General features: G+C 67.6%; 19 protein-coding genes and 1 tRNA gene. 12 read left to right on the top strand and 8 right to left on the bottom strand.

Annotated features, from left to right (window positions below):
- The coding region (locus ABD817_RS36075) for a transglycosylase domain-containing protein (RefSeq protein WP_344922907.1) at positions 1-862 on the bottom strand (862 nt) is incomplete at its 3' end.
- Between the two features lie 275 nt (positions 863-1,137).
- Between ABD817_RS36075 and ABD817_RS36070 the strand changes: the two genes are divergently transcribed.
- The 6 genes from ABD817_RS36070 to ABD817_RS36050 all read left to right on the top strand — a co-directional run bounded on the left by ABD817_RS36070 (position 1,138) and on the right by ABD817_RS36050 (position 11,442).
- Entirely contained in the window at positions 1,138-4,410 is a 3,273-nt protein-coding gene (locus ABD817_RS36070) for an AfsR/SARP family transcriptional regulator (RefSeq protein ID WP_344922906.1), read from the top strand.
- A gap of 1,447 nt (positions 4,411-5,857) precedes the next feature.
- Entirely contained in the window at positions 5,858-7,288 is a 1,431-nt protein-coding gene (locus ABD817_RS36065; protein ID WP_344922905.1) for a hypothetical protein, read from the top strand.
- Between the two features lie 70 nt (positions 7,289-7,358).
- Positions 7,359-8,765 (top strand): M23 family metallopeptidase, encoded by a 1,407-nt coding sequence (locus tag ABD817_RS36060; protein ID WP_344922904.1) that lies wholly within the window; start codon positions 7,359-7,361, stop codon positions 8,763-8,765.
- 327 nt (positions 8,766-9,092) lie between these two features.
- Positions 9,093-9,455: an antibiotic biosynthesis monooxygenase family protein gene (locus tag ABD817_RS36055; RefSeq protein ID WP_344922903.1), complete on the top strand. Its 363-nt coding sequence runs from the start codon at positions 9,093-9,095 to the stop codon at positions 9,453-9,455.
- Positions 9,456-9,625: 170 nt separating this feature from the next.
- The gene (locus ABD817_RS39695; RefSeq protein WP_425583444.1) at positions 9,626-10,036 is read left to right on the top strand and encodes an NUDIX domain-containing protein; all 411 of its coding nucleotides are present in this window, start codon (positions 9,626-9,628) and stop codon (positions 10,034-10,036) included.
- A 449-nt stretch (positions 10,037-10,485) separates the two neighbouring features.
- Positions 10,486-11,442: a phage baseplate protein gene (locus tag ABD817_RS36050; protein ID WP_344922902.1), complete on the top strand. Its 957-nt coding sequence runs from the start codon at positions 10,486-10,488 to the stop codon at positions 11,440-11,442.
- Positions 11,443-11,682: 240 nt separating this feature from the next.
- Here ABD817_RS36050 and ABD817_RS36045 read toward each other — a convergent pair whose 3' ends face one another.
- Positions 11,683-12,924: a helix-turn-helix domain-containing protein gene (locus tag ABD817_RS36045; protein WP_344922901.1), complete on the bottom strand. Its 1,242-nt coding sequence runs from the start codon at positions 12,922-12,924 to the stop codon at positions 11,683-11,685.
- A 179-nt stretch (positions 12,925-13,103) separates the two neighbouring features.
- On the opposite strand from ABD817_RS36045, the gene ABD817_RS36040 reads away from it, so the two are divergent.
- Together ABD817_RS36040 and ABD817_RS36035 are read left to right on the top strand one after the other, a co-directional pair.
- Entirely contained in the window at positions 13,104-13,376 is a 273-nt protein-coding gene (locus ABD817_RS36040) for a hypothetical protein (protein ID WP_344922900.1), read from the top strand.
- 42 nt (positions 13,377-13,418) lie between these two features.
- Positions 13,419-13,826, top strand: coding sequence for a hypothetical protein (locus ABD817_RS36035; RefSeq protein WP_344922899.1), 408 nt, complete (start codon positions 13,419-13,421; stop codon positions 13,824-13,826).
- A 642-nt stretch (positions 13,827-14,468) separates the two neighbouring features.
- On the opposite strand, the gene ABD817_RS36030 is transcribed toward ABD817_RS36035, so the two are convergent.
- Genes ABD817_RS36030 through ABD817_RS36020 form a run of 3 tightly spaced genes read right to left on the bottom strand, consistent with a single transcriptional unit; the run spans position 14,469 to position 16,318 of the window.
- Positions 14,469-15,125, bottom strand: coding sequence for an HAD family hydrolase (locus tag ABD817_RS36030; RefSeq protein ID WP_344922898.1), 657 nt, complete (start codon positions 15,123-15,125; stop codon positions 14,469-14,471).
- A gap of 24 nt (positions 15,126-15,149) precedes the next feature.
- Positions 15,150-15,818, bottom strand: coding sequence for a hypothetical protein (locus tag ABD817_RS36025; protein WP_344922897.1), 669 nt, complete (start codon positions 15,816-15,818; stop codon positions 15,150-15,152).
- Positions 15,815-16,318: a hypothetical protein gene (locus ABD817_RS36020; protein WP_344922896.1), complete on the bottom strand. Its 504-nt coding sequence runs from the start codon at positions 16,316-16,318 to the stop codon at positions 15,815-15,817. Before ABD817_RS36020 ends, ABD817_RS36025 begins: the two co-directional genes overlap by 4 nt.
- A 350-nt stretch (positions 16,319-16,668) precedes the next feature.
- Between ABD817_RS36020 and ABD817_RS36015 the strand changes: the two genes are divergently transcribed.
- Complete coding sequence (locus tag ABD817_RS36015) at positions 16,669-17,349, top strand: hypothetical protein (RefSeq protein WP_344922895.1); 681 nt, start codon at positions 16,669-16,671, stop codon at positions 17,347-17,349.
- A 140-nt stretch (positions 17,350-17,489) separates the two neighbouring features.
- Here ABD817_RS36015 and ABD817_RS36010 read toward each other — a convergent pair.
- Together ABD817_RS36010 and ABD817_RS36005 are read right to left on the bottom strand one after the other, a co-directional pair.
- Positions 17,490-17,566: transfer RNA gene (locus ABD817_RS36010), tRNA-Thr, on the bottom strand.
- 64 nt (positions 17,567-17,630) lie between these two features.
- Positions 17,631-19,124 (bottom strand): alpha/beta hydrolase, encoded by a 1,494-nt coding sequence (locus tag ABD817_RS36005; protein ID WP_344922894.1) that lies wholly within the window; start codon positions 19,122-19,124, stop codon positions 17,631-17,633.
- A 339-nt stretch (positions 19,125-19,463) separates the two neighbouring features.
- Between ABD817_RS36005 and ABD817_RS36000 the strand changes: the two genes are divergently transcribed.
- Positions 19,464-20,192 (top strand): Crp/Fnr family transcriptional regulator, encoded by a 729-nt coding sequence (locus tag ABD817_RS36000; RefSeq protein ID WP_344922893.1) that lies wholly within the window; start codon positions 19,464-19,466, stop codon positions 20,190-20,192.
- Positions 20,193-20,310: 118 nt separating this feature from the next.
- Here ABD817_RS36000 and ABD817_RS35995 read toward each other — a convergent pair whose 3' ends face one another.
- On the bottom strand, positions 20,311-20,760 hold the full coding sequence (locus tag ABD817_RS35995; protein WP_344922892.1) for a Pycsar system effector family protein: 450 nt from the start codon (positions 20,758-20,760) through the stop codon (positions 20,311-20,313).
- A gap of 357 nt (positions 20,761-21,117) precedes the next feature.
- On the opposite strand from ABD817_RS35995, the gene ABD817_RS35990 reads away from it, so the two are divergent.
- Positions 21,118-21,768: a hypothetical protein gene (locus tag ABD817_RS35990; protein WP_344922891.1), complete on the top strand. Its 651-nt coding sequence runs from the start codon at positions 21,118-21,120 to the stop codon at positions 21,766-21,768.
- Positions 21,765-23,858 (top strand): hypothetical protein, encoded by a 2,094-nt coding sequence (locus ABD817_RS35985; protein WP_344922890.1) that lies wholly within the window; start codon positions 21,765-21,767, stop codon positions 23,856-23,858. The genes ABD817_RS35990 and ABD817_RS35985 overlap by 4 nt, the downstream gene beginning before the upstream one ends.
- Positions 23,859-23,868 lie beyond the last annotated feature (10 nt).

Here is a 23,868-nt window from a genome sequence, read left to right as displayed (position 1 = left end):
GCTTCGTGCCCTTGTAGCCGAGCTTGGCGGCCTTGGCCTTCGCCGCCACCGCCGGGGTGATCTTGCCCAGCTCCGCCATCCGGTCCAGCACCACGTTGCGCCGCTTGAGCAACCGCTCCCGCTGCTTACGCCCCAGGTTCGGGTCGGTGGCGTTGGGATCTTGCACCGCACCGGCCAGCGTCGCGGCCTGCGGCAACGACAGATCGGCCGCCCGCACCCCGAAGAACCGCGTGGCCGCCGCCTCCACCCCGTACGCACTCGCCCCGAAATAGGCGATGTTCAGATACTTCTCCAAGATCTCGTCCTTGGAGTACTTCTCCTCCACCGCCATCGCGTGCCGCAACTCGTTCAGCTTGCGCGCGTAACTGGCCTCCAGCGCCTTGTCCTTCTCCTCATCGGTGACGGCCGAGTTGAGCAGCACCTGCTTGACGTACTGCTGGGTGATGCTGGAGCCCCCCTGGCTCACCCCACCGGCGTGCAGGTTCTTGGCGAACGCCCGGATCGTCCCCTCCAGATCGATCGCCCCGTGCTGGTAGAACCGGTAATCCTCGATCGAGATGATCGCCGTCTTCATCACCTCGGCGACCTGATCCAGCGTGACGACCGTCCGGTACTCCTCATAGAACCGCGCGATCTCGTTGCCCCTGGCGTCCTGCACGATCGACACCTCCGCCGGCGGCGGCTCGGTGAGATCCTCGGGCTTGAGATTCAGCTCATTGGTCGCCGACATGATCCCCAGACCGGCGCCCCCCACCGCCGGCAACGCGATCCCCGCGACCAGCAGGCCCGCCGCCGCTCCGATGGCGGCCAGGCGCCCGACCTTGGACGCGATCCCCGACTGTCCCTCACCCCGTTCAGACATAAGCCATAGATTATGGGGTTTTCCAGGTGCTCCTCGCACGTACGCCCGACGCCCGGCCATCTTCTGGAACGGCTCGGACACGGCGGCGGGGAGAATCGGCACGGGTTTCACCGACCGATTCACAACAAACCGCGAGAGCCTTGTACCGCAAAGCGGACAAGCTGTACATGGACGGCGGTAAATGTCATGATCACGCCTCATGGACACGGTGCCTTGCGGAAGGCGACCGGGGCAGGCGAACCGGAAGCCCGGTACAGGGAGCGAGGTGGCCGTTGATGGAGTTCCAGGTGCTGGGGCCGCTTGAGGTGACGCGAGACGGCGAGGAGGTTTTCGTCGGCGCCGCGTACAAGCCCCGGCTGGTGCTCGCCGTTCTGCTGGCCCGCGGGGCCGGGCAGACGGTGTCGGTCGACCGGCTCGTCACCACCGTCTGGAACGACACTCCTCCGGCCTCCGCGCGGCGCAACATCCAGTTGTACGTGCACCGGCTGCGGAGCGTGCTCGGTAACGACCGCATCATCCGGCAGCCCGGGGGATACACGATCGTCACCGGCGACAGGCTGGACTCCACCCGCTTCCGGAGGCTCGCCGCCGAGGGGAGCCGGACGCTCGACGACGATCCCGCGCGGGCCGGCCGTACCCTGCGCGACGCCATCGACCTGTGGCGAGGCCCCGCGTTCGCCGAGTTCGGCGACTGCGAGCCGATCGCCGAGGAGGCGGCGCAACTGGAGCAACTCCGGCTCGTCACCTACGAACGGTGGGCGGAGGCGGAGCTGGCCCTGGGCAGGCACAGGGAACTGGTCGGCGTGCTCGCCCAGCTGGCGCGGGCACACCCGTACCACGAGGGGCTGCGGGCTCACCTCATGGTCGCGCTGAACCGCAGTGGCCGCCAGGCCGAGGCCCTGGAGCTCTTCCAGCAGACGCGCGCCCTGCTCGACGAGCAGCTCGGTGTGGAGCCGGGCCCCGCGCTCCAGCGGCTACACCAGGACATCCTTCGCGGTGACGACGAGCCCCCGGCTCCCGAGCGCGCCGCGCCCAGAACGACGGCCACGGTGTCGGACGTCGTCCGTACGACGCTGCCGGTGCCCCGGGAACTGCCCACGAACATCCCTGGCTTCATCGGGCGTGAGGACGCGTTCGAGGCGCTGGACAGGATGATCCCCGGGGGACCCGGCGACGCCGCCGACCCGATCACGATCTCGGCCCTCACCGGGATGGGAGGCGTCGGCAAGACCGCGCTCGCGGTGCGGTGGGCGCACCGGGTGGCCGACAGGTTCCCCGACGGGCAGCTCTACCTCAACCTGAGGGGTTACTCGCCCGGAACCCCGGTGCACCCGGCGGACGCGCTCGCGGGTTTCCTGCGAGCGCTGGGCGTACCGCCGGGACAGGTGCCCGTCGAGGCGACGGAGGCCGCCGCGCGCTACCGCTCGCTCATGGCGGGACGGCGGATCCTCATCCTGCTGGACAACGCGAGCTCGGCCGAGCAGGTCCGGCCCCTGGTGCCCGGCAACGCCGGCTGCGTGGTGCTGGTCACCAGCCGCGACCGGCTCACCGGGCTGGTCGTCCGTGAGGGCGCTCAGCGCATCACGCTCAACGCGCTCGACCAGGCCGAGGCCAGGGCCCTGTTCGGCCATCTTCTCGGCGCGGACCGGGTACGGGCCGAACCCGAGGCCGTCACCAAGCTGGCCGAGGTGTGCGCCCACCTGCCCCTCGCGCTGCGTATAGCGGCCGCGCGCCTGCTGGACCGCCCGCACCTGCCGATCGAGGACTACGTCACGGAGCTGAGCACCGGCAGCCCGGTGAGCGCGCTCACGATCGAGGGCGACGAGGAGACCGCCGTCCGAGCCGCCTTCGACCTGTCGTACCGGCTGCTGCCCGAGCACGTGCAGCGGATCTTCCGGCGGCTCGGGCTGGTCGCGTGCCCCGACTTCACCCCGGCCGCGGCGGCGGCCCTGGCGGGCGTGTCCGAGGACGAGGCGGCGCTGGCACTGGACCGGCTCGCCGGGGTCCACCTGGTCGACCAGCAGGGACCCGACCGCTTCACCGTGCACGACCTGCTCCGCCGGTACGCCGGTGACCTCTCGGGTGCCGAGGACAGCGAGGAGGAACGGGAGGCGGCGGCGAACAGGCTGTTCGAGTGGTACCTGTCCGTGGCCGGTGACGCCGCGAAGGTGCTCTACCCGGACATGCTCCAGTTGCCCGCGCCCCCCGGGATCGCGACGGGGACGGTGGACATCGGCACCCCGTCCGCCGCCATGGCGTGGCTGAGCGCCGAACACCACAACGTGGTCGCGGCGATCGGTCACGCGGTCCGGCACGGTCCCCGGCCGATGGCCTGGCTCCTGGCCGACAGGCTCCGCGGCTACCACAACTTCTCCAGGCGCATGGTCGACTGGCTCGCCACCGCACGCGCCGCACTGGCCGCGTCCTACGCGGAACGGAACCGGCAGGCGATGGCGGCCACGTTCCTGAACCTGGCCCACGCGTACCACTGCCTCGCCCGCTACAACCGTTCGATCACCTACCTGAACCGGGCGGTCGCCCTCAGCCACGAGGCGGGGTGGACGCAGGGCGAGGCGAGTGCCCTGAGCAACCTGAGCACCACGTTCATGTTCGTCGGACTCCCCGACGAGGCCACCCGTCCCCTGTCCAGGGCACTCGAACTCCACGACCGTCTCGGCTCCGAACAGGGACGCGCCAAGATCCTGAACAACCTCGCGAACGCCTGCAGGCAGTCCGGCCGGCTCCGCGAGGGGCTCGACCACGCCGTCCAGGCGTTGACGCTGATCCGCCAGACCTCGGCGCCGAGAGCCGAGGCGGTCGCGATGACCACCATCGGTGAGCTGCACCACCAACTCGGCCACCTCGGCGCCTCCGCCGATCACCTGACCGCCGCGCTGGCCCGGCACCGCGAGCTCGGCGACCGATATCTCGAGGCCGACACGCTGGCCTGGCTCGCCCTGGTACGCCGCGACTCCGGCCACCTGGAGCAGGCCCACGACACCGCCGAGGCCGCGCTGGGGATAGCGGTGGACATCGGCGACCGATTCACCGAGGTCCAGGCGTTGAACACGCTCGCCTCCATCCGTGACCGCTCCGGGGACCTCGACGAGGCCGTCCGGCTCCACCGGACCGCGCTGGACATCGCCAGGGAGATCAACGCCCGCCACCTCGTGAGTGAGGCGCTCCTCTCGCTGGGCACAACCCACCACCGCGCCGGTGACCACACCACCGCCGCCGACCTCGCCGGGCAGGCGCTGGAACTCGTCGACGAACCCCACTTCCGCGTCGTCGAAGGGCGGGCGCTCACCCTGCTCGCCTACGCCTGCCACCGGCGAGGGCTGCCGGCCAACGCCGAGGCGTACGGCCGGCGAGCCCTGGACAACCACCGGGCCACCGGGCACCGGATGGGCGAGGCGCAGACCTGGGTCGTCCTCTCCGGGATCTCGCGCGACAACGGCGACACGGCCACCGCGGAAACCCAGGAACGCCTGGCGAGGGAACTGTACGCGGAGATCGGCGCCCCTTTCTCGGAGGAGCTGACCGGCTGACTCCGACGCCAGGGACCGCGCCTCCCCGGCGTCGAAAAGCACAGCGGAACCGCGCCGCCGACGTTTTCCCATCCCGAAAACGGCAGGTTCTCCTCTCAGGGGCAAAAAGCGTACGGGTTACAGCCGGGAGGAATGGGAGGGGGAGTGGGCGATTGCCCTCCTGAGATGGGAGGGGGAGGCTGGTTGCAGAACCAGTCATAGGGAGTGGTACACGGATCCCTGAGGTAGGACTGGCTGGAGGCGGCCGAAGCATGAGTGGCGGCGGCCAGCGACGTGGCCAGCACGGCCGCCATGGTGAGAAATCTCCAACGCTTACGCAACATCGATGAGAGGTACCTTTCTCGACGCGCCGCCAGGCCCTTTGGCGAAACGCTGGCCCGAAGGTATCCGTCACATGTATAGCGACTGTATATCACCTGCTCAAGCATGGTTTGCCGAGCTCCGCCCCCTACCCGGCCTCCCCTCCCCTGAGCACTGCGGCCGTATTTCCCCGGCCCTCCGAGCGGGGAAAGGGGACCGTCCGGCGAAAAAGGCTCCGATCTGCCGGTCGACGATGAGAATTCGCGATGGACGACCGCTATACCGCAGATATACCGGACCATCACAGGATCATCCGCAGCACCGGCGTTCCGGACGGGTTCCATACGGAGCCCGTCCGGCTCGGAACGCGGCCGATTTTCAACGGGGCCGTCAAGCGTCCGTGTTCCACCGCGTGCTTACTCGTCCGGGGAAGAAAACGAAAGAAAGGTCTTCGTAAGAATACGGCTCTGAAGCGGAGTGATCCGGTGGGCCATCGTCACGATGGCGGCGATCTTCGCGGTGGCCCGCTCAGCCAACCCGCGCCAGAAGCCGTTCGGGGCGAGATCACCCGGTCTCCGCCGCCGCGGGGAAAGTCACACACGAATCACCCGTTCATCTTCGACCGTTGAACGACTTTTCCACGAGGACCCCAGTGGCTCGGCCGACATCGCTGTGGGGGGCGATGCGAGCCACTGGCCCCGGAAACCCGACGGACAACGGCCCGCCTCGGGTCCCCCTCGAACTCGCCCGGCGTCTCCATGAGTGCGCGGACACATGAAGACGCCGGGTGCCTGAAAACGCGGGTGCCTGAACACGACCCCTCTCACCGTTCCCCGATTCTCACCATTCCTCGATTCGTGACCCGCGCCCGAGACGAGACGCGAAAGCGCTCCGGGCAGCTCACGCGCAGGTTGAGCGGTAGCGCGTCACGACGCCACCGCGGGCGTGTCGCGGCGGACTCGTCCACGCACCCGGTTTCCGAACGACCCGAGCCTCCGAACGACCCGGGCCTCCGAACGCCCCGGTCCGAGGGATCGCGATGAGCCTCCCTCGCCACTCCCTTCGAACCCGGCCGACCGGCCGTCGGCACCCTCATCGCCGACGGCGCCGTCCGGTGACCCCCCAACCCTCTTCTGGAGAAACTTCGATGAACCGCAGACTCCTCTCACACGCCGCCCTGGCGGCGATGACCGTCATGGTCTCGGCGGGACTGGTCGCCGGTCCCGCGCATGCCGCGGAACCGAGCCCCACCCCGGTCCCGCACGCGAGCGACGTGAACGTGGCCAGAGCCCTCGCCGCGTGCGACCCCCGGGGCACCACCCCGTCCGACGCGTCGGTGGCCACCCAGCTCAACGGCACGCTGCGGGCCAAGATGCGCGGTTACATGTCGGCCTACCGCGTCTCCTGCGCCCGCATGGTGATCAAGGCGGTCCAGGACCGGGGCCTGAACCCGCGGGCCGCGGTCATCGCGATCACGACGACGATCGTCGAGACGAGCATCGACAACATCAGCGAGGAACTCGACCACGACAGCCTGGGCCTGTTCCAGCAGCGCGCCTCGTGGGGGTCCAGGGACCAGCGGCTCAATCCCACCTGGGCGACCAACGCGTTCCTGAACAAGATGATCTCGAAGTATCCGAACAACGGCTGGATGACGGCGCCGATCGGCCAGGTGTGCCAGGCGGTGCAGGTGTCGGCGTACCCCGACCGCTACCAGCCGCAGGCCGCCGACGCGCAGCTCATCGTGAACGCGATCTGGCCCGTGCTCTCCGCGCCGGTGGAGGGGCGTCTGTATCGGGAGCCCAACGGGACCGTCGCGGTCGTCGCGGGCGGCGCACCCGTCCGCTTCACCAGCATGGACGAGCTCAACGCCTCCGGCTACGAAGGCGCCCCCCTCACCAACGTCCCAGCAGGCTGGCTCAACACCCTGCCCCAAACCCCCCGAGACGGCACCTACCTGCGCAACGCCTCCGGCGGCGGCATCTCCATCATCACCGGAGGCGCCAAATACGACCTCAGCCTCGCCGAATGGACCGCCCTGGGACAACCCGCCTCCGTCAACGTCCCCGTTCGGCTCATCAACACCTACGGCACCACCCCCCGCAACGGCACCTACCTACGCAACCACGCCGACGGCAGCATCTTCGTCATCGCCGGAGCCGCCAAATACGGCCTCACCCCCGCCCAATACGACACCCTCGGCACCCCCGCCTTCACCAACGTCCCCATCGGCTTCATCAACAAAATCGGCGCCGAACCCACCAACGGCACCTACCTGCGCAACCCCGTCAACGGCTCGGTCTACCTCACCGCCGGAGGCGCCAAATACGGCCTCAGCCTCCCCGAATGGACCGCCCTGGACGAACCCGACTCCACCAACGTCCCCATCGAATGGATCAACACCTTCACCGCCATCCCCCGCAACGGCACCTACCTGCGCAACCACGCCGACGGAACCGTCTACGCCATCACCAACAACCGCAAAAAGCCCCTCAGCTACGACGAATGGGTCGCCCTCGGCAAACCCGACTCCACCAACGTCCCCATCGGCTACCTCAACACCATCCCCAACGTCTGACCCGAAGCATGCCGGGCCTCTTGATGACGACCCGGACAAGATCACCGGACACCCCCGAAAGGAACCACCGATGAACCGGACCTCCGGCAGGAGTTCCCGCGCCCGCCGTACGTTCACCGTGACGGCGCTCGCCCTGGCGAGCCTCACCGTGGCCGCCCCCGCGCCCGCGAACGCGGCGTCCGCGGCGCCGGCGTTCCAGCTTCCCTTCCCCTGCGGGGAGAAGTGGCAGCTCAACACCTGGGGGCACGCCCCCGCGCTGGACATGGTGAAGGAGCCCAACCAGGTCGGCACCGACGGGGCGAAGCTCATCGCGCCCGCCGCCGGCACCGTCGTCCAGTCCACCTTCCACTCCAACGCCGGCAACATGATCCAGATCAACCACGGCGGCGGCTGGTTCACCACCTACATCCACCTGAAGACCCGGTCGGTCAGCGTCAACCAGCGCGTCACCCAGGGGCAGCAGATCGGACAGGTGGGAGCCACCGGACCGACCTCCAACGGCCGCCCCCACCTGCACTACGAGCAGGCCTTCGACGCCAACGGCGACGGGCGCGCCACCTGGGGCGTGGCGGACAGCGAGCGGGTCCGCCCGACCTTCAACGGCGTGGAGTACGGCCAGAGCAACAGCAGGGAGTGGAACGACGTCGCCAGCGCCAACGGCTGTTCGGTCACGCCGGTGGAGGGGCGTTTGTATCGGGAGCCCAACGGGACCGTCGCGGTCGTCGCGGGCGGCGCACCCGTCCGCTTCACCAGCATGGACGAGCTCAACGCCTCCGGCTACGAAGGCGCCCCCCTCACCAACGTCCCAGCAGGCTGGCTCAACACCCTGCCCCAAACCCCCCGAGACGGCACCTACCTGCGCAACGCCTCCGGCGGCGGCATCTCCATCATCACCGGAGGCGCCAAATACGACCTCAGCCTCGCCGAATGGACCGCCCTGGGACAACCCGCCTCCGTCAACGTCCCCGTTCGGCTCATCAACACCTACGGCACCACCCCCCGCAACGGCACCTACCTACGCAACCACGCCGACGGCAGCATCTTCGTCATCGCCGGAGCCGCCAAATACGGCCTCACCCCCGCCCAATACGACACCCTCGGCACCCCCGCCTTCACCAACGTCCCCATCGGCTTCATCAACAAAATCGGCGCCGAACCCACCAACGGCACCTACCTGCGCAACCCCGTCAACGGCTCGGTCTACCTCACCGCCGGAGGCGCCAAATACGGCCTCAGCCTCCCCGAATGGACCGCTCTCGGCGAACCCGACTCCACCAACGTCCCCATCGAATGGATCAACACCTTCACCGCCATCCCCCGCAACGGCACCTACCTACGCAACCACGCCGACGGAACCGTCTACGCCATCACCAACAACCACAAAAAGCCCCTCAGCTACGACGAATGGGTCACCCTCGGCAAACCCGACTCCACCAACGTCCCCATCGGCTACCTCAACACCATCCCCAACGCGTGATCTGAGGAAGGCACGTGAGGACCGGATGTCCGGGTCCGCCGAATCGAGAACGGCGGCCTCGGAATCGATCCGGGACCACGCGGCCACACCGAGCGGACACGCCGACGTGACGATCAGCGTCGGCCTGTAGCCCATCAAGCCCCCGAACACGCGAAGGCCCTCCGAGATCGTCTCGGAGGGCCTTCGCCCGTGAGAACCAACCCCGACCCCCTTCATGCGGAGTGAACGCCCACCGATTTCACTTGACCTCAACCTAAATCGAGGTCGCATGATTCGGAGCAGGCCCTCGGCCCTCACCTCACATCGCCGTACAGGAGAGAACGCATCATGAGCATGGAGACCGGTTTCTACTCGATCATCGACTACACCGTTGACGGCGCCGGGACCCAGCGTGAGCTCGTGGACGCCTTCGCCGAGATCCAGGAGCGATGGGTGCGTTTCTACCCCGGCTACCGGTCGGCCCGCTTCCACGTAAGCACCGACGGCACCCGGGTTTACAACATCGTGCACTGGGCGAGCGAGGCGGACTACCGCAACTTCGTGGAGACGTCAGACACCGAGGGCCGGGTGGTCGCCATCCAAAAGGCTCTGGAGGGACTTTCCGGCAAGGCCGAGGCTCGTATGAGCGGAGTGCCCACCTACACCGTCATTCGCGAGGTCGGCCCGGGACCGCGGACAACCGGTTCCTGATCCGCCCGACCCAATGGGCGCGAACGCCTCGCTGTCGTCGGCATGACCGGTTACACGACGTGAAATCAACTCGGGCACAGCGCCCCCTCCAGGCGGTGATCGAGCCAGCATGGAGCCAAACCGACATTCGACGGAGCAAAAAACCGACAACCTGAAGGGCGCCTACCGACATTCGACGGAACAAAAACTCGACACATCGCGAACTCGCACGTGATGCCCGCTGGCAACTCCCCGGCCGCGCCCACCACGGCGAGAGCCCGGCCGCCGCGACTCGCGAACCCCGCGAGGAAACCGGCCTGAGCCTGCCCGCCGAACACCTCATCACCGTCGCGCGGATACCGGCCGGCAGCCCCGACCGCCATGATCGGATCGCGTTCGTCTTCGCCACCCGCACCCTGCGGCCACGGGACCTCACGGCGATCACCCTGCGGACCAGCGAGGTAGACGACCGGCAGCTCACCCCCGCGTGGTACGCGACCCGCCGCCTTCACCCACTGATCGTCGAACGACTCACCGAGGCCGGGTGCCACTACATCGAACAAGGCCCCACCTCGATACGCGAACGAGCGGCGATGCCGTGATGTCGCCGACTTCCCGCCCCGCCAACCCGTCGATGGGACGTGCGACCGGACCCACCGATACCTCGGCCATATCGGATCCTCCCGCCGCCGCTTCGACGCCTGACGGGCGAAAATTCGTTGAGCCGGCATGGGCGCGAAAATACAGATCGAGCGGGTGCGGGTGAAGCTCCGTGAACCTTTTCGGTCACAGTCCAGCGAGCTCATCAGGGCGTACACCGCCGTACAGGCCAAAAGGGTCCCGGAGTCGAGGGCTTCTGGAGCTCGGCGGCGACCTGGGCTGTGGTGCGCGGCAGATCGGCCGAGTCGCTCCAGCCCGCTTGGATCGGTCCGTTATGTGGAATTTAATCCGTTTCAGTGTTGTCATGATCTTCGAGGTGATAGAGATTGACGGGTCCTCTGACACCGTCGAACGAAACAGGACGAATCCGTATATGCCGTATCTTTCGCGGATGATCACTCGTAGAGGCCTGTTCACGACCGCCACCGGCGCCGCCGTGGCGACGGCCCTGGGCGGCTTCGCCGGCGTCCGGGGCGCCGCCGCCGAAACCGCGGCGGACCGGTTCGACCTGGCCGCACCCTCGACGCAGTTGATCTGGAAGAAGGCCCTCTACGACGAGACGGTGCTGCAGTCGTTCGGCTTCGACAACACCAACGGGCACATATACGTGGTCCAGGTGAAGAACGGCTCGGGGTCGGCGGCGGCGGGCAACCTCTGCCTGACCAAACTCAGCCTGACCGGAACGGTGCTCGGGCACATGTACCTGATGGGCTTCGGGCACGGCGTCCAGATCGGAGTGGAGCCGTCGGGGACCTCGGCGTACCTGTGGACCGAGACCAACGCCGTGAGCGACGGCGCCAACGCCTGGGGCAACAGGCTGGCCCGGTTCAAGTTCGTCAACGGCCAGACCCTGACCGCGTCCTCCTCCGCTCTCACCAAGTACGCGCCGATCGCGGGCGCGACCAGCACCACGTGTGCGATCGACCCCTCCACCAATCGGTTGATCATGCGTTACTGGATCGGCGGAAAGGCACGCTACGCGGCGTACTCCCTGTCCGCGCTCAAAAATGGAACGGCCACCCCGCTGTTCGACATCGCACAACCGCCGGGGCTGGGCGTCTTCCAGGGCTACGCCGCCTACGGGAACTACCTGTACCTCCTGGACGGCACCGCCTACAGCACCTCCAACCCGGCTCCGGGCAACGCCCACGTCACCTGCGTCGATCTGCGCACGGGCAGTACGGTCCAGCGGTCGCTCACCCAGGCGGGCAAGTCCCTGGACTTCCGGGAGCCGGAGGGCATGGCGATCCAGATCGCGAGCGGCGCGCCCCGCCTGTGCCTGGGACTCGCCTCGGGCGTCGAGGGAGCGAGGAAGGCCAGCATCTTCTACAAGACCGCCCTCGTCTGACAGCCGAGGGTGTCCCGGTTTCCGGTCGCCCCCGACCAAGGTTGGAACTCGTTCTCCAGCTCGACCATGCTCGGAATGCGACGGCCAGCCGGGATCTCATCCGAAGCGATCCGCTCACGCAGGGCGTTGGCCACCTGCTGGTACGGGGTGTGAGTCGTCGCCCGGTCCCATACTGGCCCGCATGGAGGAAGAGACGCCCCGCCGACCAGCTGACCGGCGGGGCGTCGTCGTATTGACCGCTCACGCCGTCTTCGGCAGCGCCTCACCCAATTCCATCACGGCCTGTACGTCGGGCCAGGTAGCGACCAGGCGGCTATGGAGTCGACTCAGGTCTACCGCGAGCCGGGCCGAAGAGGTCGCGTGCGCGATGGTGACAGCCCGCATTGCGACCGCGGACGCTTCCTCGGGCTCACCTTCTGCGGCATGCGTGAACGCGAGCTGGTAGATGTAGTTGGCCGCCCATTCAGACTCCTGCAGGTCAACCGCGAGCGCGCCGAGGCCTTGCTTGAGCAGATCAACGGCCTGCCCGTTCCGCCCGAGGTAGCGGTAGGCGAGACCACGCTGCAGCGTCAGGTAGGTGGACGAGTAGAAGTAGATCCATGGCGGCTCGCGGTCGGGTCGCTCTGCGGACTTCAGCGCCAGCTCTACAGCCTGATCTAACAGCCGATCGGTTTCATCCGCCTCGCCCGCCAGAGCGTGCCCTCGAGCTTCCTGCTGAGCCGCCAGGGCGCGCAGACCGGCACTCGTGGCGGAGTCTCGCTGAGCAGCCTGTGACAGGCCGATCAGCGGACCAACCTTGCGGCCGAGCCACGCGAGATGCCCCTTCATCGACAGGGCCGTGGCGACCATGTCAGGGGCTCCCACTTCAGTCCCGTATTCGAGTACCCGGTCGTAGAAGACGTCCGCCTCCCTCTCGCGGCCCGTGTTGGCGTGCAGCCACCCGGAAAACTGCGCGTACTGCGCAGCCATGTCCAGCATGGGGGTGCGTAGCTTCCCACGAGCTTCAGCGAGCAGACCCTCAACGGTCGCCAGTTCCGCCCGGACGGGGACAATGAGGCATTCAGAGCCGAGCGCATCCTCTACTCGGCGCTGCTCAGCGAGGATGACGCCCAACGAACCGATGACAGCGGCATCGAGGCGGCGGGGCTGACGGGCGGCGTGAATCAGCCTGTCCTCGTCCTCTGGATCAAACTGCTCGCTGTAGTCCACTCCCTCATAACGGGGAACTGCAGGAGAGTCACTGAACAGGCTTGCCTCGTCGAGGTCGTAGACCAGGGCGAGCAACTGCGGGTAGGGGGAGCGAGGCCGGGCCCTTCCCGTCTCCCAGTCCCTGAGCATCCGGGTCAGGGATGCCCTGCCCGGCAGGCAGATACCGGCATGCTCACGAGCCGCCTCGGTGAGGCGCCGGGCCACCTCCTTCTGCGTCCAGCATTCGCCATGGCGTGCGGCCTTCAAGCGCGCGGCCCAGGTCGGCAAACCCATGATCACCTCGCGGACGTGGGAGGACTCCGCTTTCCTCCTCCATCCTCATCTACCGGATAGCGAATGCGCCCCGTTCTGATGGATCCGTCGTGTCAATGACATGACAACCACAAAAAGCGAGGCCCGCAGGCGCGGTAACGCCGTACGGGCCCCTTGATCAGGAAGTGAGTCCTGACCCGATGAACAAACCTAGTGTCCCGGTTCTCGACCGGACCACAGCGAGCGGCTGCGCCTGCTTCGCCGACGCGCGCTCCCACCGCCGCGCCCGCACCACGGCCCGCGCGCACGCGCATGGCGCCCCACCCCCGAACATCGGCCAGCCGACCACCCTGCTGCCGGATTCTCCCGGCCCCCAGAACCAGACTCTCCGGCCGGGGCCCGCCGTCGCCCCCGGCCGGGGCCACTCTCCGGACGCCTACCTCAGGTCCTCCCGGTGGGAGGCCACGGCATGAACGCGACCCCACAGCAGGGCGACCCCCTGAGCAGGCGCGGTGATGAGCTCCCTTCCCCGTCGACTACCGCCGCGCCCAACAGAGCCGCAGGCGCCGCAGGCTCTGCCCGAGCGCTTGAAGGGCTACCGGCTGGCCGACTCTCGGACCGGCACCTGGCCGCACGACAGGTCACTCACATTCGACGTGCTCGGCGACGGGAAACCGCTCGGCATCGGTGAAATCTGCACCGGTGACGTGGCCTCGCGGCTGTTGTTCGACGCCGAAGTGAACGGCCGCCTCAGCACGCGCGGCGGATGCGGCGTGGGGACGAGCGGGCCGTCCCTGACGACGCTGGCCGAATTGAAGGTGCCGAAGGGCAAGAAGGCGACCATCGCGGTGAAGTTCAGCATGCGGCCCGAGGCGCCGAACCGCCCGGTCCGGTGGTCGGCCGGCCTCTGGCGTCGCCCGTAGGGGATCAGCTCACATAAGCCCAAAACCTATATCGGAATGATCTTGGGGTGGGAAGCGGCGACCGTTCACGCTGCAAGGGCGGCCGAAGTACGCCAGAGGAGCACCACAGGGCAAGACGATGTACCGGGTAAGGGGATTCGTTATCGCATACATCACCGACGTCATGACGCCATTGACCAGCAGTGGCGTGAAGACGGCAGCCACGCGACTCAGGCACGTTATCTGGTACATGATCGGACCAGCCTGGCCGGACATGGTGGCGATGGCTTGCGGGGATGGGGTGGCACGGTGTGTTTCTGGCGTACTACGAGGACGGCCTTGCCATCGCCCCATCGGACTACACGGTCGCGCACGCCGTGAACGACTGGCTGAGGTGGAGACCGGAAAGATCCTTTGCCGGAACCACGTCATACCCGCGCCGGGAGCACGAAAGGATCTTCGTGAGGGCCTCTGACCTGGAGCCGCCTTGGGGAATCGAACCCCAGACCCCTTCATCACGAGTCAGCGGCACGTCCCAGGTCGGCGGCCTCATGCCCTGGTCAGGCGGTAGATACGGGTCGGTGGCGTGTGGTCGTGTAAGACGGTGTTGCTGTATGGGACTGCTGTACAGCACTCCTCGCAGGCTGCGGCATGGCCGCTCGATCACCGCTCGCTGAGCAGGATCTCCATGGCCTGAAGCAGGTCGGTGACGACATGATCCGCGCTGTGGTCGTGGCCGCCCCAGGTGCCTCGGTCGATCCAGATCGTACGCAGCCCGGCTGCCTGTCCCCCGCCGATGTCGGCAACAAGGTGGTCACCGACCATCCATCCCCCACCTTCGAGGGTCACACCGCAACGCCGGGCCGCGACCTTAAACAGCCCGGTGTCGGGCTTTCGGATTCCTTCGAGCCCTGAAAACACGCAGGCGTCGGCGGCCTCGGCCGGTCTCGTCCGCTGGATCTTGCCGAGTTGGTTGTCCGCGGTTCCGTTGGTGACGATGGCCACCTTCCACCCAAACGCGCGGAGTCGAGCCAGGCCGTCCATCACGTCGGGCCGACAGTGCACCAGGTACGGCATGCGCTTGCGGTAGCGGCCCCACAACTCCTCGACCGACTCGGTGAGGGCGAAGCGCTCAACGACTTTGGCGAAGAAGACCTCACGGTGCGGGTAACCCGCCTGGTCAAGAGCGATGAGCCAGTCGACCGCCGCGCGCTCGAGGCCGTACCCGTCGGCGAACTCCGCAGCCCACGCTTGGAACACCTCGTCCAGGTTCACGAGCGTGTTGTCCAGATCGAAGAGCGCGAGCCGTTGCACGATCATCGCCCCTACGGGCGAACCGTCTTCTCAACCGGCGGCCGATGGGTACCGGGCCGCCATGAGGTCGTCGGCGAGGTCCCTCACGGTGAGGTCGGCGTTCAGCGCGGTGACCACCGCCTGTGTCAGCGGGCGGAGGGCGTAGACGTGCCGTACCGCATCGAGGTCCACGGGGACCTCGTAGTAGTCCTCGGCGAACCTCTGGAACGCCTCCGCGGACGGGTCGACGAGCCGTGCGAACAGGTGCGTCGCACCGTCGGGGTCGTCGGCGCCGTCCGGGTAGTCGATCTCGCCCACCCGCCAGCGGGCGTCGCCGCTCTCGCGCCACAGGCAGGCGGTCACGACCGGCATACCGTCCTCGTCGCAGAACGCGGGCTCGGCCACGCAGTGGCGGAAGACCTCGGGAACGAAGTCGAGCACCCCTGGCCACGGCCCGTCGTTGCCGTACGGGCTCATCACCGCCTCGTGGTCGAAACCGCGGATGTACGCACCCGCCGCCGAAAAGACGATGGAGTATTCGTCTCCCGACCCGTTTCGCATCGAGGCCATCTCCTCACCGGGGTTCCAGCCCATGTCGAAGGAGTGGTAGCGGCTGGACCATTCCGGGCTCAGAATGGCCTCCAGCACCGCCATGGACCGGCACACGTCGCGAAGCACCGGGGCATCGGGCAACAGCCGGGCCACGTCATGAGCAGTCATGAGCCCCATCCAATCGGACGCGGCGTCCTACGCGCCGAGACATGACGGCCCGTCTCATCACGCCGAAGCAGCGACAAGAACATGACCAGCACCGCACCGCCCAAATAGTGCATGACCGGTCCGACCTCGATGATGTTCCACCCTCCGAAATGAAGCGTGTTCCGGCAGTCATCGGTGACGAGCTCGATGGCGAAGGGGATCGTGAACACCACGGCGATCACCACGAACAGCGCCGTCGTCACCCAGCCGGCAATCGTGCTCCACCTTCCCCGAAGGGCGAGAACCGCGCTCAAGCCAAGCGCCATCACGACGGTAGGCCAGCCGTTCAACTCCGCGGAAATGGTCCGCCAGTTGATCTCTATCAGCCAGCCGACATCCTGAAAAACATAGGGCTCCGCGCTGAGAGGGCAGGTGAAGCCTTTCACCTCGGAAGTCGGCCCTTCTTGGAAGTACCACCAGACGGTGCGCGACGCGGGGGCCGCCAGAGCCGCCAGGGTCAACAGAGGCATCCCCCAACGAGGGGGAATCTCCGGTAATGGAAGCAAGATTCCGCCGCTTCATCGTGGATGGAGGCGCCCATCCTAGATCATCTTTGGCAACGGAGACAGCTGCCACCCACCTCACACCGCGATAGGAACAGTTGCTCGCACTCGAAGAAGCACGCGATGGCCGTCCTCATTTAACGGCGCCACGTCCACTATCTGGGAAAACTCGTACATCATCTCCGTGGACGCAACCCAGGCTCTCGGGGACTTTACGGTGAGGTGTGCACATACGAACTGACCGCTCGATATCGCCTCGTCTCCACACCTTCCTTCACGAAAACGCACGATGGCATGAACCGACGCCTGTGGACTGGATCGAACGGACTGCCCGCGCCGTTGATCATGATGGGGTCGAGGTCGCGGCTCCCGCTGAAGCCGTTGAAGCGATGATCGCTTTCGAGCAGAGATACGGCGGACTGTGGTGCCCGGCTTTGGGACCCAATGGAATGGAGTACGGGCTGGATGGTGATGCGAGGGTCTACTGGACGGCCCAGGGATGGGTGTTCTACGGAATCGTGGACGGCGACTGGACATGTGGGGTGGAGGTTCTACTGGACGGCCGTGCCGGGATGACCCTCGCTGACAGACCGCTCAGGATCCTCAACCGGAGCATCGACCAGCGGCTTGAGGCACACGCGCTGCTCCTGGCTGTTCACCGCTGGCCACACCTGGCGCTGGAGTTGGCTCTCCCACAGGGAAGGACACCGGCTCTGGTAGGTACGGACCTTCTGCCCTGGGTCGATGAGGCCTCGGGGCCGACGGACCTGTGGTGGTTCGATGGCGCATCCGCCGTGCACCTTCACCTCAGCAACTGGTGGACAAAGGATCATGACATCTGGGTGGCCCGTTGCTTCAGCCGAGACGCCACAGCCCTGAACCAGATCAAGGAACCGTTACTGAACGAAGTAACCGGACTGCTGGAGCCGGACGAGATGTGGTGCTCACTGTGCGGGCGGTGCACCGCCTCGGGCAGACCATGTTCGTGAACGCTGCGGTCTCCAGGTGTTGAAGACCGATCGACTCCCAAACACCGACCCTGCCGCGGAAGAAACCACCGGGTCCACAGCACTGTTAGCAAGGGTGTTGGCAAAAGGCCCCCACCGGAACCCGGTGGGGGCCTCTGAACTGGAGCCGCCTTGGGGAATCGAACCCCAGACCCCTTCATTACGAGTGAAGTGCTCTGGCCGACTGAGCTAAGGCGGCGTGCCGTGTTTCACCACGGCCTACGGCAGTCTACAGGCTCCCGGGGGCTTCCCGCGCCCTGGAATCAGCTGATCTTGGGACAGCGGGTCCCGTCCTTGGGAACGGCCAGGTCGATCAGGTAGTCGTCCACCAGACGATCCACGCACGTCGAGCCGGTCAGGTAGGCGGTGTGCCCGTCGCCGTCAAAGCCGACGAGGACGCCGGAGGAGAGCTGGGAGGCGAGGGCCTCGGACCACTGGTAGGGCGTGGCCGGGTCGCGTTCGGTGCCGACGACCATGATGGGCGGGGCTCCGGGGGCATCGATCTTCGGCCGTGGGCCTCCCTTGACCGGCCAGTACGCGCAGGGCAGCGAGCTCCACATGACGTACGCGCCGAAGAGAGGGGCGTCCTTGGCCGACTCGCGGGCCGCCGTGGCGTAGGCGGCGGAGTCTCGGGGGTAAGGGGCGTCGACGCAGTTGACAGCGAGGTTGGACTCGGTCTGGTTGGTGTACTCGCCGTCCGCCTCGCGGTCGATCAGCAGGTCGGCCAGGCGGAGCAGGGTGGTGCCGTCCCCCTTCAGCGCCCGGCCGAGCGCCTGGCGGAGGATCGGCCAGGCGTGCCGGTCGTAGAGCGGGGTGATCAGGCCGAGGGTGGTCCAGGCCTCGGTCACCGTACGGCCGTCGCCCGTCCCGTTGGTCAGGGGAGCCGCGTCCGCGCGGCGGAGCAGGGCGGCGATCTCCGCGCGGGCGGAGCCGACGGAGCCGCGGAACGGGCAGTCGGTGGCCGCGAGACAGTCTCCGAGGAACGCGTCGAGGGCGACCTCGAAACCGCGTGCCTGCGCGGTGTTCACCTCCAGCGGGCTGAGCGAGGGGTCCACGGCGCCGTCCAGGACGAGGGCGCGGACGCGGCCGGGGAAGAGGTCCGCGTAGGTGGCACCCAGCTGGGTGCCGTACGACTTGCCGAGGTAGGTGAGGCGGGAGTCGCCGACGGCGGCGCGCAGCAGGTCCATGTCCCGGGCGGCGTCGGCCGTGCCGACGTACGGCAGGAGCCTGCCGGAACGGGCCTGACACCCGGCGGCGAACCGCCGCGAGCCCTCCTCCAGCATGGTGACCTCCCCCGGCGAGTCGGGTGAGCTGTCGAGGCCGACGTAGGTGTCCAGCTCGCTCGACGACAGGCACCGGACCGGCGAGGACCCGCCAACCCCTCGCGGGTCGAAGCCCACGACGTCGAAGCGGTCTCGGATGGCCTTGCTCACCGCCGTGCGGGCACCTCGCGCGTACTGAACGCCGGAGGCACCGGGTCCGCCGGGGTTGAGGAGGATCGAGCCGATCCGGTCACCCGAGGCGGGAAGCCGGATCACGCTGAGCTCGATCTTCTCGCCGTCGGGCTTGGCGTGATCGAGGGGAACGGGGAGCTTCGCGCACTCGAAACCGTCCCCGCACTCGTCCCAGCCGAGCGACGCTCCCCCTACCTCACCGCCGCCCGTACCGCTGCCGGAACCGGCCTTGGCGCCGGTTCCGGCGCACGCGCTGGTGAGCAGGGCCACCGCCGCCAGTACGGCGACCACCTGGGATCTCACGCCTGGCCTGACTCGTAGGAGGGCGGATCGTATGCCGATCCGGCATACGAGGTCCGGTCGCAGAGCTCCCGACGCGACGAATCCTCATACTTCTGAGGTGCACGCATCCGCTTCACCTTCTTAAGGCCGGAATGTCAAGATTGTGGGAGACGATCGTCACGCGCTCGGCGGGAGAGCCCCGCGTCCTTCGAATGGCCACCGGCCGAGTGGACACCGGTGGCATCTTAGCCAACCGGCCTGGTCCCGATGGGCGTCCTCCACGTTCTACCGCGTTCTCCTGCGCGAATATGACGATCGGCGAACGAACGAAGCGCGCACCCTCACCGTCGAGGAGGCCTCATGTCCAGTAGGACGCCCCGTCAGAACCCCCGCTCTCCCTGGCCCGCGGGGACCCTGATCTCAGCCCTTGACGACAGGGGGCGCAACGAGCTTTTCGGCCTCGGCGAGTCGCAACGCCACGAGCCCGGAGCGATTCTGATCCGGCAGGGCGACCTGCGATGTGATCATGTTCTTCTGCTCCGTTCCGTCCGGCCCTCGTCACCCGCCTGCGCGAAGATCACGGCGACCCTCGACAACGGCGCCGAGGCGTTGCTCGGCATAAGACTGAGCGGTGACCTGGTGGGCGAGATGGCCGCGCTCCGGGAGACGGAGCGCTCGGCGACGGTCACGGCCTGCACCCCGCTGGTGGCCTTCCGGATCCCCACGACCACATTTTTCGCCCATCTCGACGAGCGTCCGCGCCTGTGGTCCGCGCTGGCCTCCATGATCGCGGAACGGCTGGAATGGGCCAACCAGCGCCGGCTTGAGTTCACCGCCTTCGAAGTCCCGGTACGACTGGCCCGGGTGCTCGGCGAGCTGGCGGCGCGTCACGGATTCGCCGTCGCGGGCGGTACGGACCTCGGCATCAGGCTGTCGCAGCCCGAGCTGGGACGGCTCATCGGAGCGAAGGAGGCCGCGGTGAACAACGCGGTCCGGCTCCTCAAGAGGAACGGGCTGCTACTGACCGACTACAGGCAGGTGGTCATCACGGATCTGGAGGCGCTCCACGCCTTCGGCACCGCGAGTTGAGCGTGCGGAGTGGGGTCGCCACAGCCCAGATCACACTCCGCGAAGCGTCTTCCCTCCGTAGCACCCCTTCCCCGTGACACCCCGCGGGCCGCGCCCGCGGCGGCGTCGTACGGCGGGGTCATCTCCATGTCGCGATGAGCACCGTCAGCGATATCGCCGAGACGAGCGTCAGCCCGGTCCAGGGCAGCGCGCTGGACACGTGACGATACTTGCGCTCGGCGATCTGGGCGAGGAGGCGCGTCATCGCCCACGCCTCGTCGATCCTGGTCGCGACGTCCTCGTCCGCCGCCGGGGGCAGGTGGCCGGCGACTCCGGTTATGCCGTACCTGCTCCGCGTGCTCGGCGGCCGTAGAACCGGTCGGATGGTCTGGAGCATGTGGTAGCCGGATACGAGAAAACCCAGCAGGAAGAGCCCCAGCAGCGCGTTCCCCGCGACGAGGCCCGCGTGGGCGAGCCTGGCGGCACTTCCGGCCTGGGCCGCGACCGTCGCCGCGGCCCCCGCGTGCGCCACGGCGAGGACGCTCACCTTCCCGTCGGCATGCTGAACGTAATTCTGGAACGAGATCATCACCGCCAGCGCGCCATCCAGATCCTGATTCGTCAACTTTTGCGGCTTTTGTCGCATCCAGTGCACCGTTTTCCCCTCACTTCTTGGCATCAAACTTCAGGAAATGGCGCGAACTGGGTTATGAGTAGGTATTAATCCACCTTGGGGTTTATTCTCCGTATTTGCTAGGGCCACATCCCCTACCAGTAGGGGATGTGGCCCTAGACATTCCCCCATACTGATGGCTTCGAGCTGGAGTTACCACCAGACCGTAAGGAACCGGAAGAATCCATGAAAAGCGGCGATTTCGGACGCGCCCTCATCATGTCCAGCGATCTACGAGGATACGGACAAGGAGCTGACAAGCGCCACGAGACCATGCAGCGCGGCTTCGTCGACCTTCACGAGAGCGCGGCCGCCCAGACGGGGCTCAGCCGACACCGATGGGTGATCCAGCAGGGAGGCGACGGCGAGCTCGCGATACTCCCCGCCGACGAACCCGACCCTCTCGTCGTCGACCAGTACGTACGCGCCATCCACCAGTGGCTGGTCACCCACAACGACGGCCTGGCGGTGGAGGAGCGACTCCGCCTCAGGGTGGCCTTCGCCTTCGGCACCGCCTACCCGTCGGTCAACGGATACGCCGGTCAGGCGGTCGTCGAGGCGAGCCGGCTGGTCGACTGGAAACCGCTCAAAAAGATCTTCAAGAAGAGAGAGGACATGAACATTTTCCTCATTCTCTCCCAGCGGGTTTTCGAGGACGTGGTGCGGCAGGGACACACCTCCTACGGGATCGGCGACTTCCACGAGGTGACGATTCGGGAGAAGGAGTACTCCGGCTCCGCATGGATATGGAGCCCGGAATTCAGACCTGAGGATTTGCGTCTCCTGTCCGATCCAACGGACACGAAAGCGGACGAGCAGGCGGAGAACCACAGAACCGGCACCTCCCAGCAGGCGGAAGTGATCAACAATCTGAGTGGCCCCGTCGACGCACGCCGCGCGGTCTTCGGGATCGGCCGTAAATGACGACGGCGGAACCCCCTCCGGCCAACGATCCACCGGCCGAGCCCCTCGCCGAACCGGAGCAGGAGGAGCGGCAGCGGGCCACCCCGGACGAGCGGCAGCGGGCCAATCCGGACGAACCGCCCGCCGAGCGCGCGGACGAGGACTTCGACGAAGGCGCTCTCGGCCAGACGGCCACAGTGATCAACAACTTCTTCGCCGAGGTGCAGGCGCAGAAGGCGACCTTCGGCATGGCGGGCACCGGAACGGCGCGATCGACGTCGCGACGGCTCGACGAGAAGGAGATCCATCACGCCCTGAGGCACTTCGTCAGGCCGCCGGGCTTCGACAGGGCCGTGACGATCCTGCGCGAACGTCGCCTGGTGGTCCTGGTGGGAGGCGAGGGCATCGGCAAGTGGACGAGCGGAACCGCCCTCCTCGCCCAGGTCAAGCTGCCCGCGGACAAAGTGGTCGTCCTCTCCCCTCGCCGTGACCTGGAAGACCTGCTGGCGACCCCGTTCAGGAAGGACCGCGTCTACTTCATCCCCGACTGGATCGACGACAGGGTCGAGAAGGGCCTGCGGCGCTTCACCTTCGACACGCTGAGCGCCAGGCTGGCCCAGGCGGAGGCGCATCTGGTGATCACCCTCAACCGCGCGGAGGTGCGCTTCGAGCCCGAGGCGTTCGAGATCGGATGGGAGCCCCCCGACTCCCTGAAGCTGCTCGACGCCCATGTCGGCACGGATCACCCCGCGCTCTCCGAGGCCGAGGTCCGCGAGCACGTCGCCGCGCTGCGCTCACCGCAGCGGGTCGTCGAGCTGGCCGAGCAGCTGGCGGGTGGCACCCGGCACGCGCGGGACATCCTGGCCGACCTGGACGGCAGCACCGTCATCCAGTGGTTCGACGGCGAACCGAAACGCTCCGAGGTGCTGGCCGTCGCGGCCCTGGCCTTCGCGTACGGCATACCGGAGCGGGTCTTCGAGCGGCTCCTGGTGCGACTGACGAGCATCGCGGACGAGATCGAGCGCCAGGGGGCCGAACGTGAGACGCGCCCGATCGGGGAGGACCTGCCGCAGAGCCGGAAGCTGTGGAACAGCCGGCACTCGCTGATCGGCACGTCCACCGAGGCGGGCGAGCCCAGGGTGGTCTTCTGCGGCCCTCGCCACCGCGAGCACGTGATCACCCAGCTCTGCCTGTACTACGGATACGAGGTGTGGGAGCCGTTGCGCGAGTGGGTCCGCGAGCTGGCCGGGGAGCTCCCCGAGGTCCAGGTACAGGTCGCGGCGGGGCTCGCGCTGCTCGCGAGGACACGTCCCGAGGAGGTCGGGGAATCCTTCCTACGGCCCTGGGCCGGGGGCCTGGTCCAGGAACGGCTCACCGCGGCCAACACGCTCTCCATGATGTGTGTGGACGACGCCACCGCGGCCATCGCCCTCGGCACCGCCCTGAGCTGGGTGGAGAACGCCGGGCAACCGCAGGCCATGACCGCCGCCCTCGCCTTCGCGGGCGGCCTGTCCATCCGATACCCGGGTGAGGCCGTCGACTGGCTCTGGTACCTGTCACTGCGCGGGATCCGGGTGAGCAACGTGGCCCAGAGGGCGCTGACGCTCCTGTTCCAGACCGCGGCGGAACGAGACGACGAGGCGCTGACCGGGCTGCGGCTGCTCGCCAAGCACCTGGAGCGTGACCTCGGTGAGGGCATGTCACCGCAGCTGGCCAGGAGGGCCCTCGAAGCCGTGCTCGGCGTGCTGCGATCCGACCGGTTGGAGAGCGAGAGGCCACTCATGGCATGGCTGCTCCTGTCCCAGCCGCCAAGCGCCGAACCGATCGGCGTCCTGTGGGCGTGGACCCTCCACAACGCCCACCATCGCGCGGAGGCGGTTCGGGCGCTCTGCCGTACCCTCCAGGCCCTGGAGGAGCAGGACGGCGCCCTGGCCGCCGCGGAAGCGCTGGGCCGGGTGATCTGGACGACCCTGCCCGGCGGCGTGGCGGTGCTGGTCAGGCGCGCGATCGATCGCGCCTGCGGTGAGACGTACGCGCGGTGGGATCCCCCGCTCGCCAAGGAGATCGTCCTCGCCCTGCTCAACGCGGGCGCACGGCGAAGCCAGCAATGACATCAAGGAG

Origin of the sequence: Streptosporangium oxazolinicum, assembly GCF_039537505.1 — a bacterium.
Classification (GTDB): Bacteria; Actinomycetota; Actinomycetes; order Streptosporangiales; family Streptosporangiaceae; genus Streptosporangium; species Streptosporangium oxazolinicum.
The sequence above is the reverse complement of the archived record's forward strand: the minus strand, read 5'-3'. Positions and strand labels throughout refer to the sequence as shown.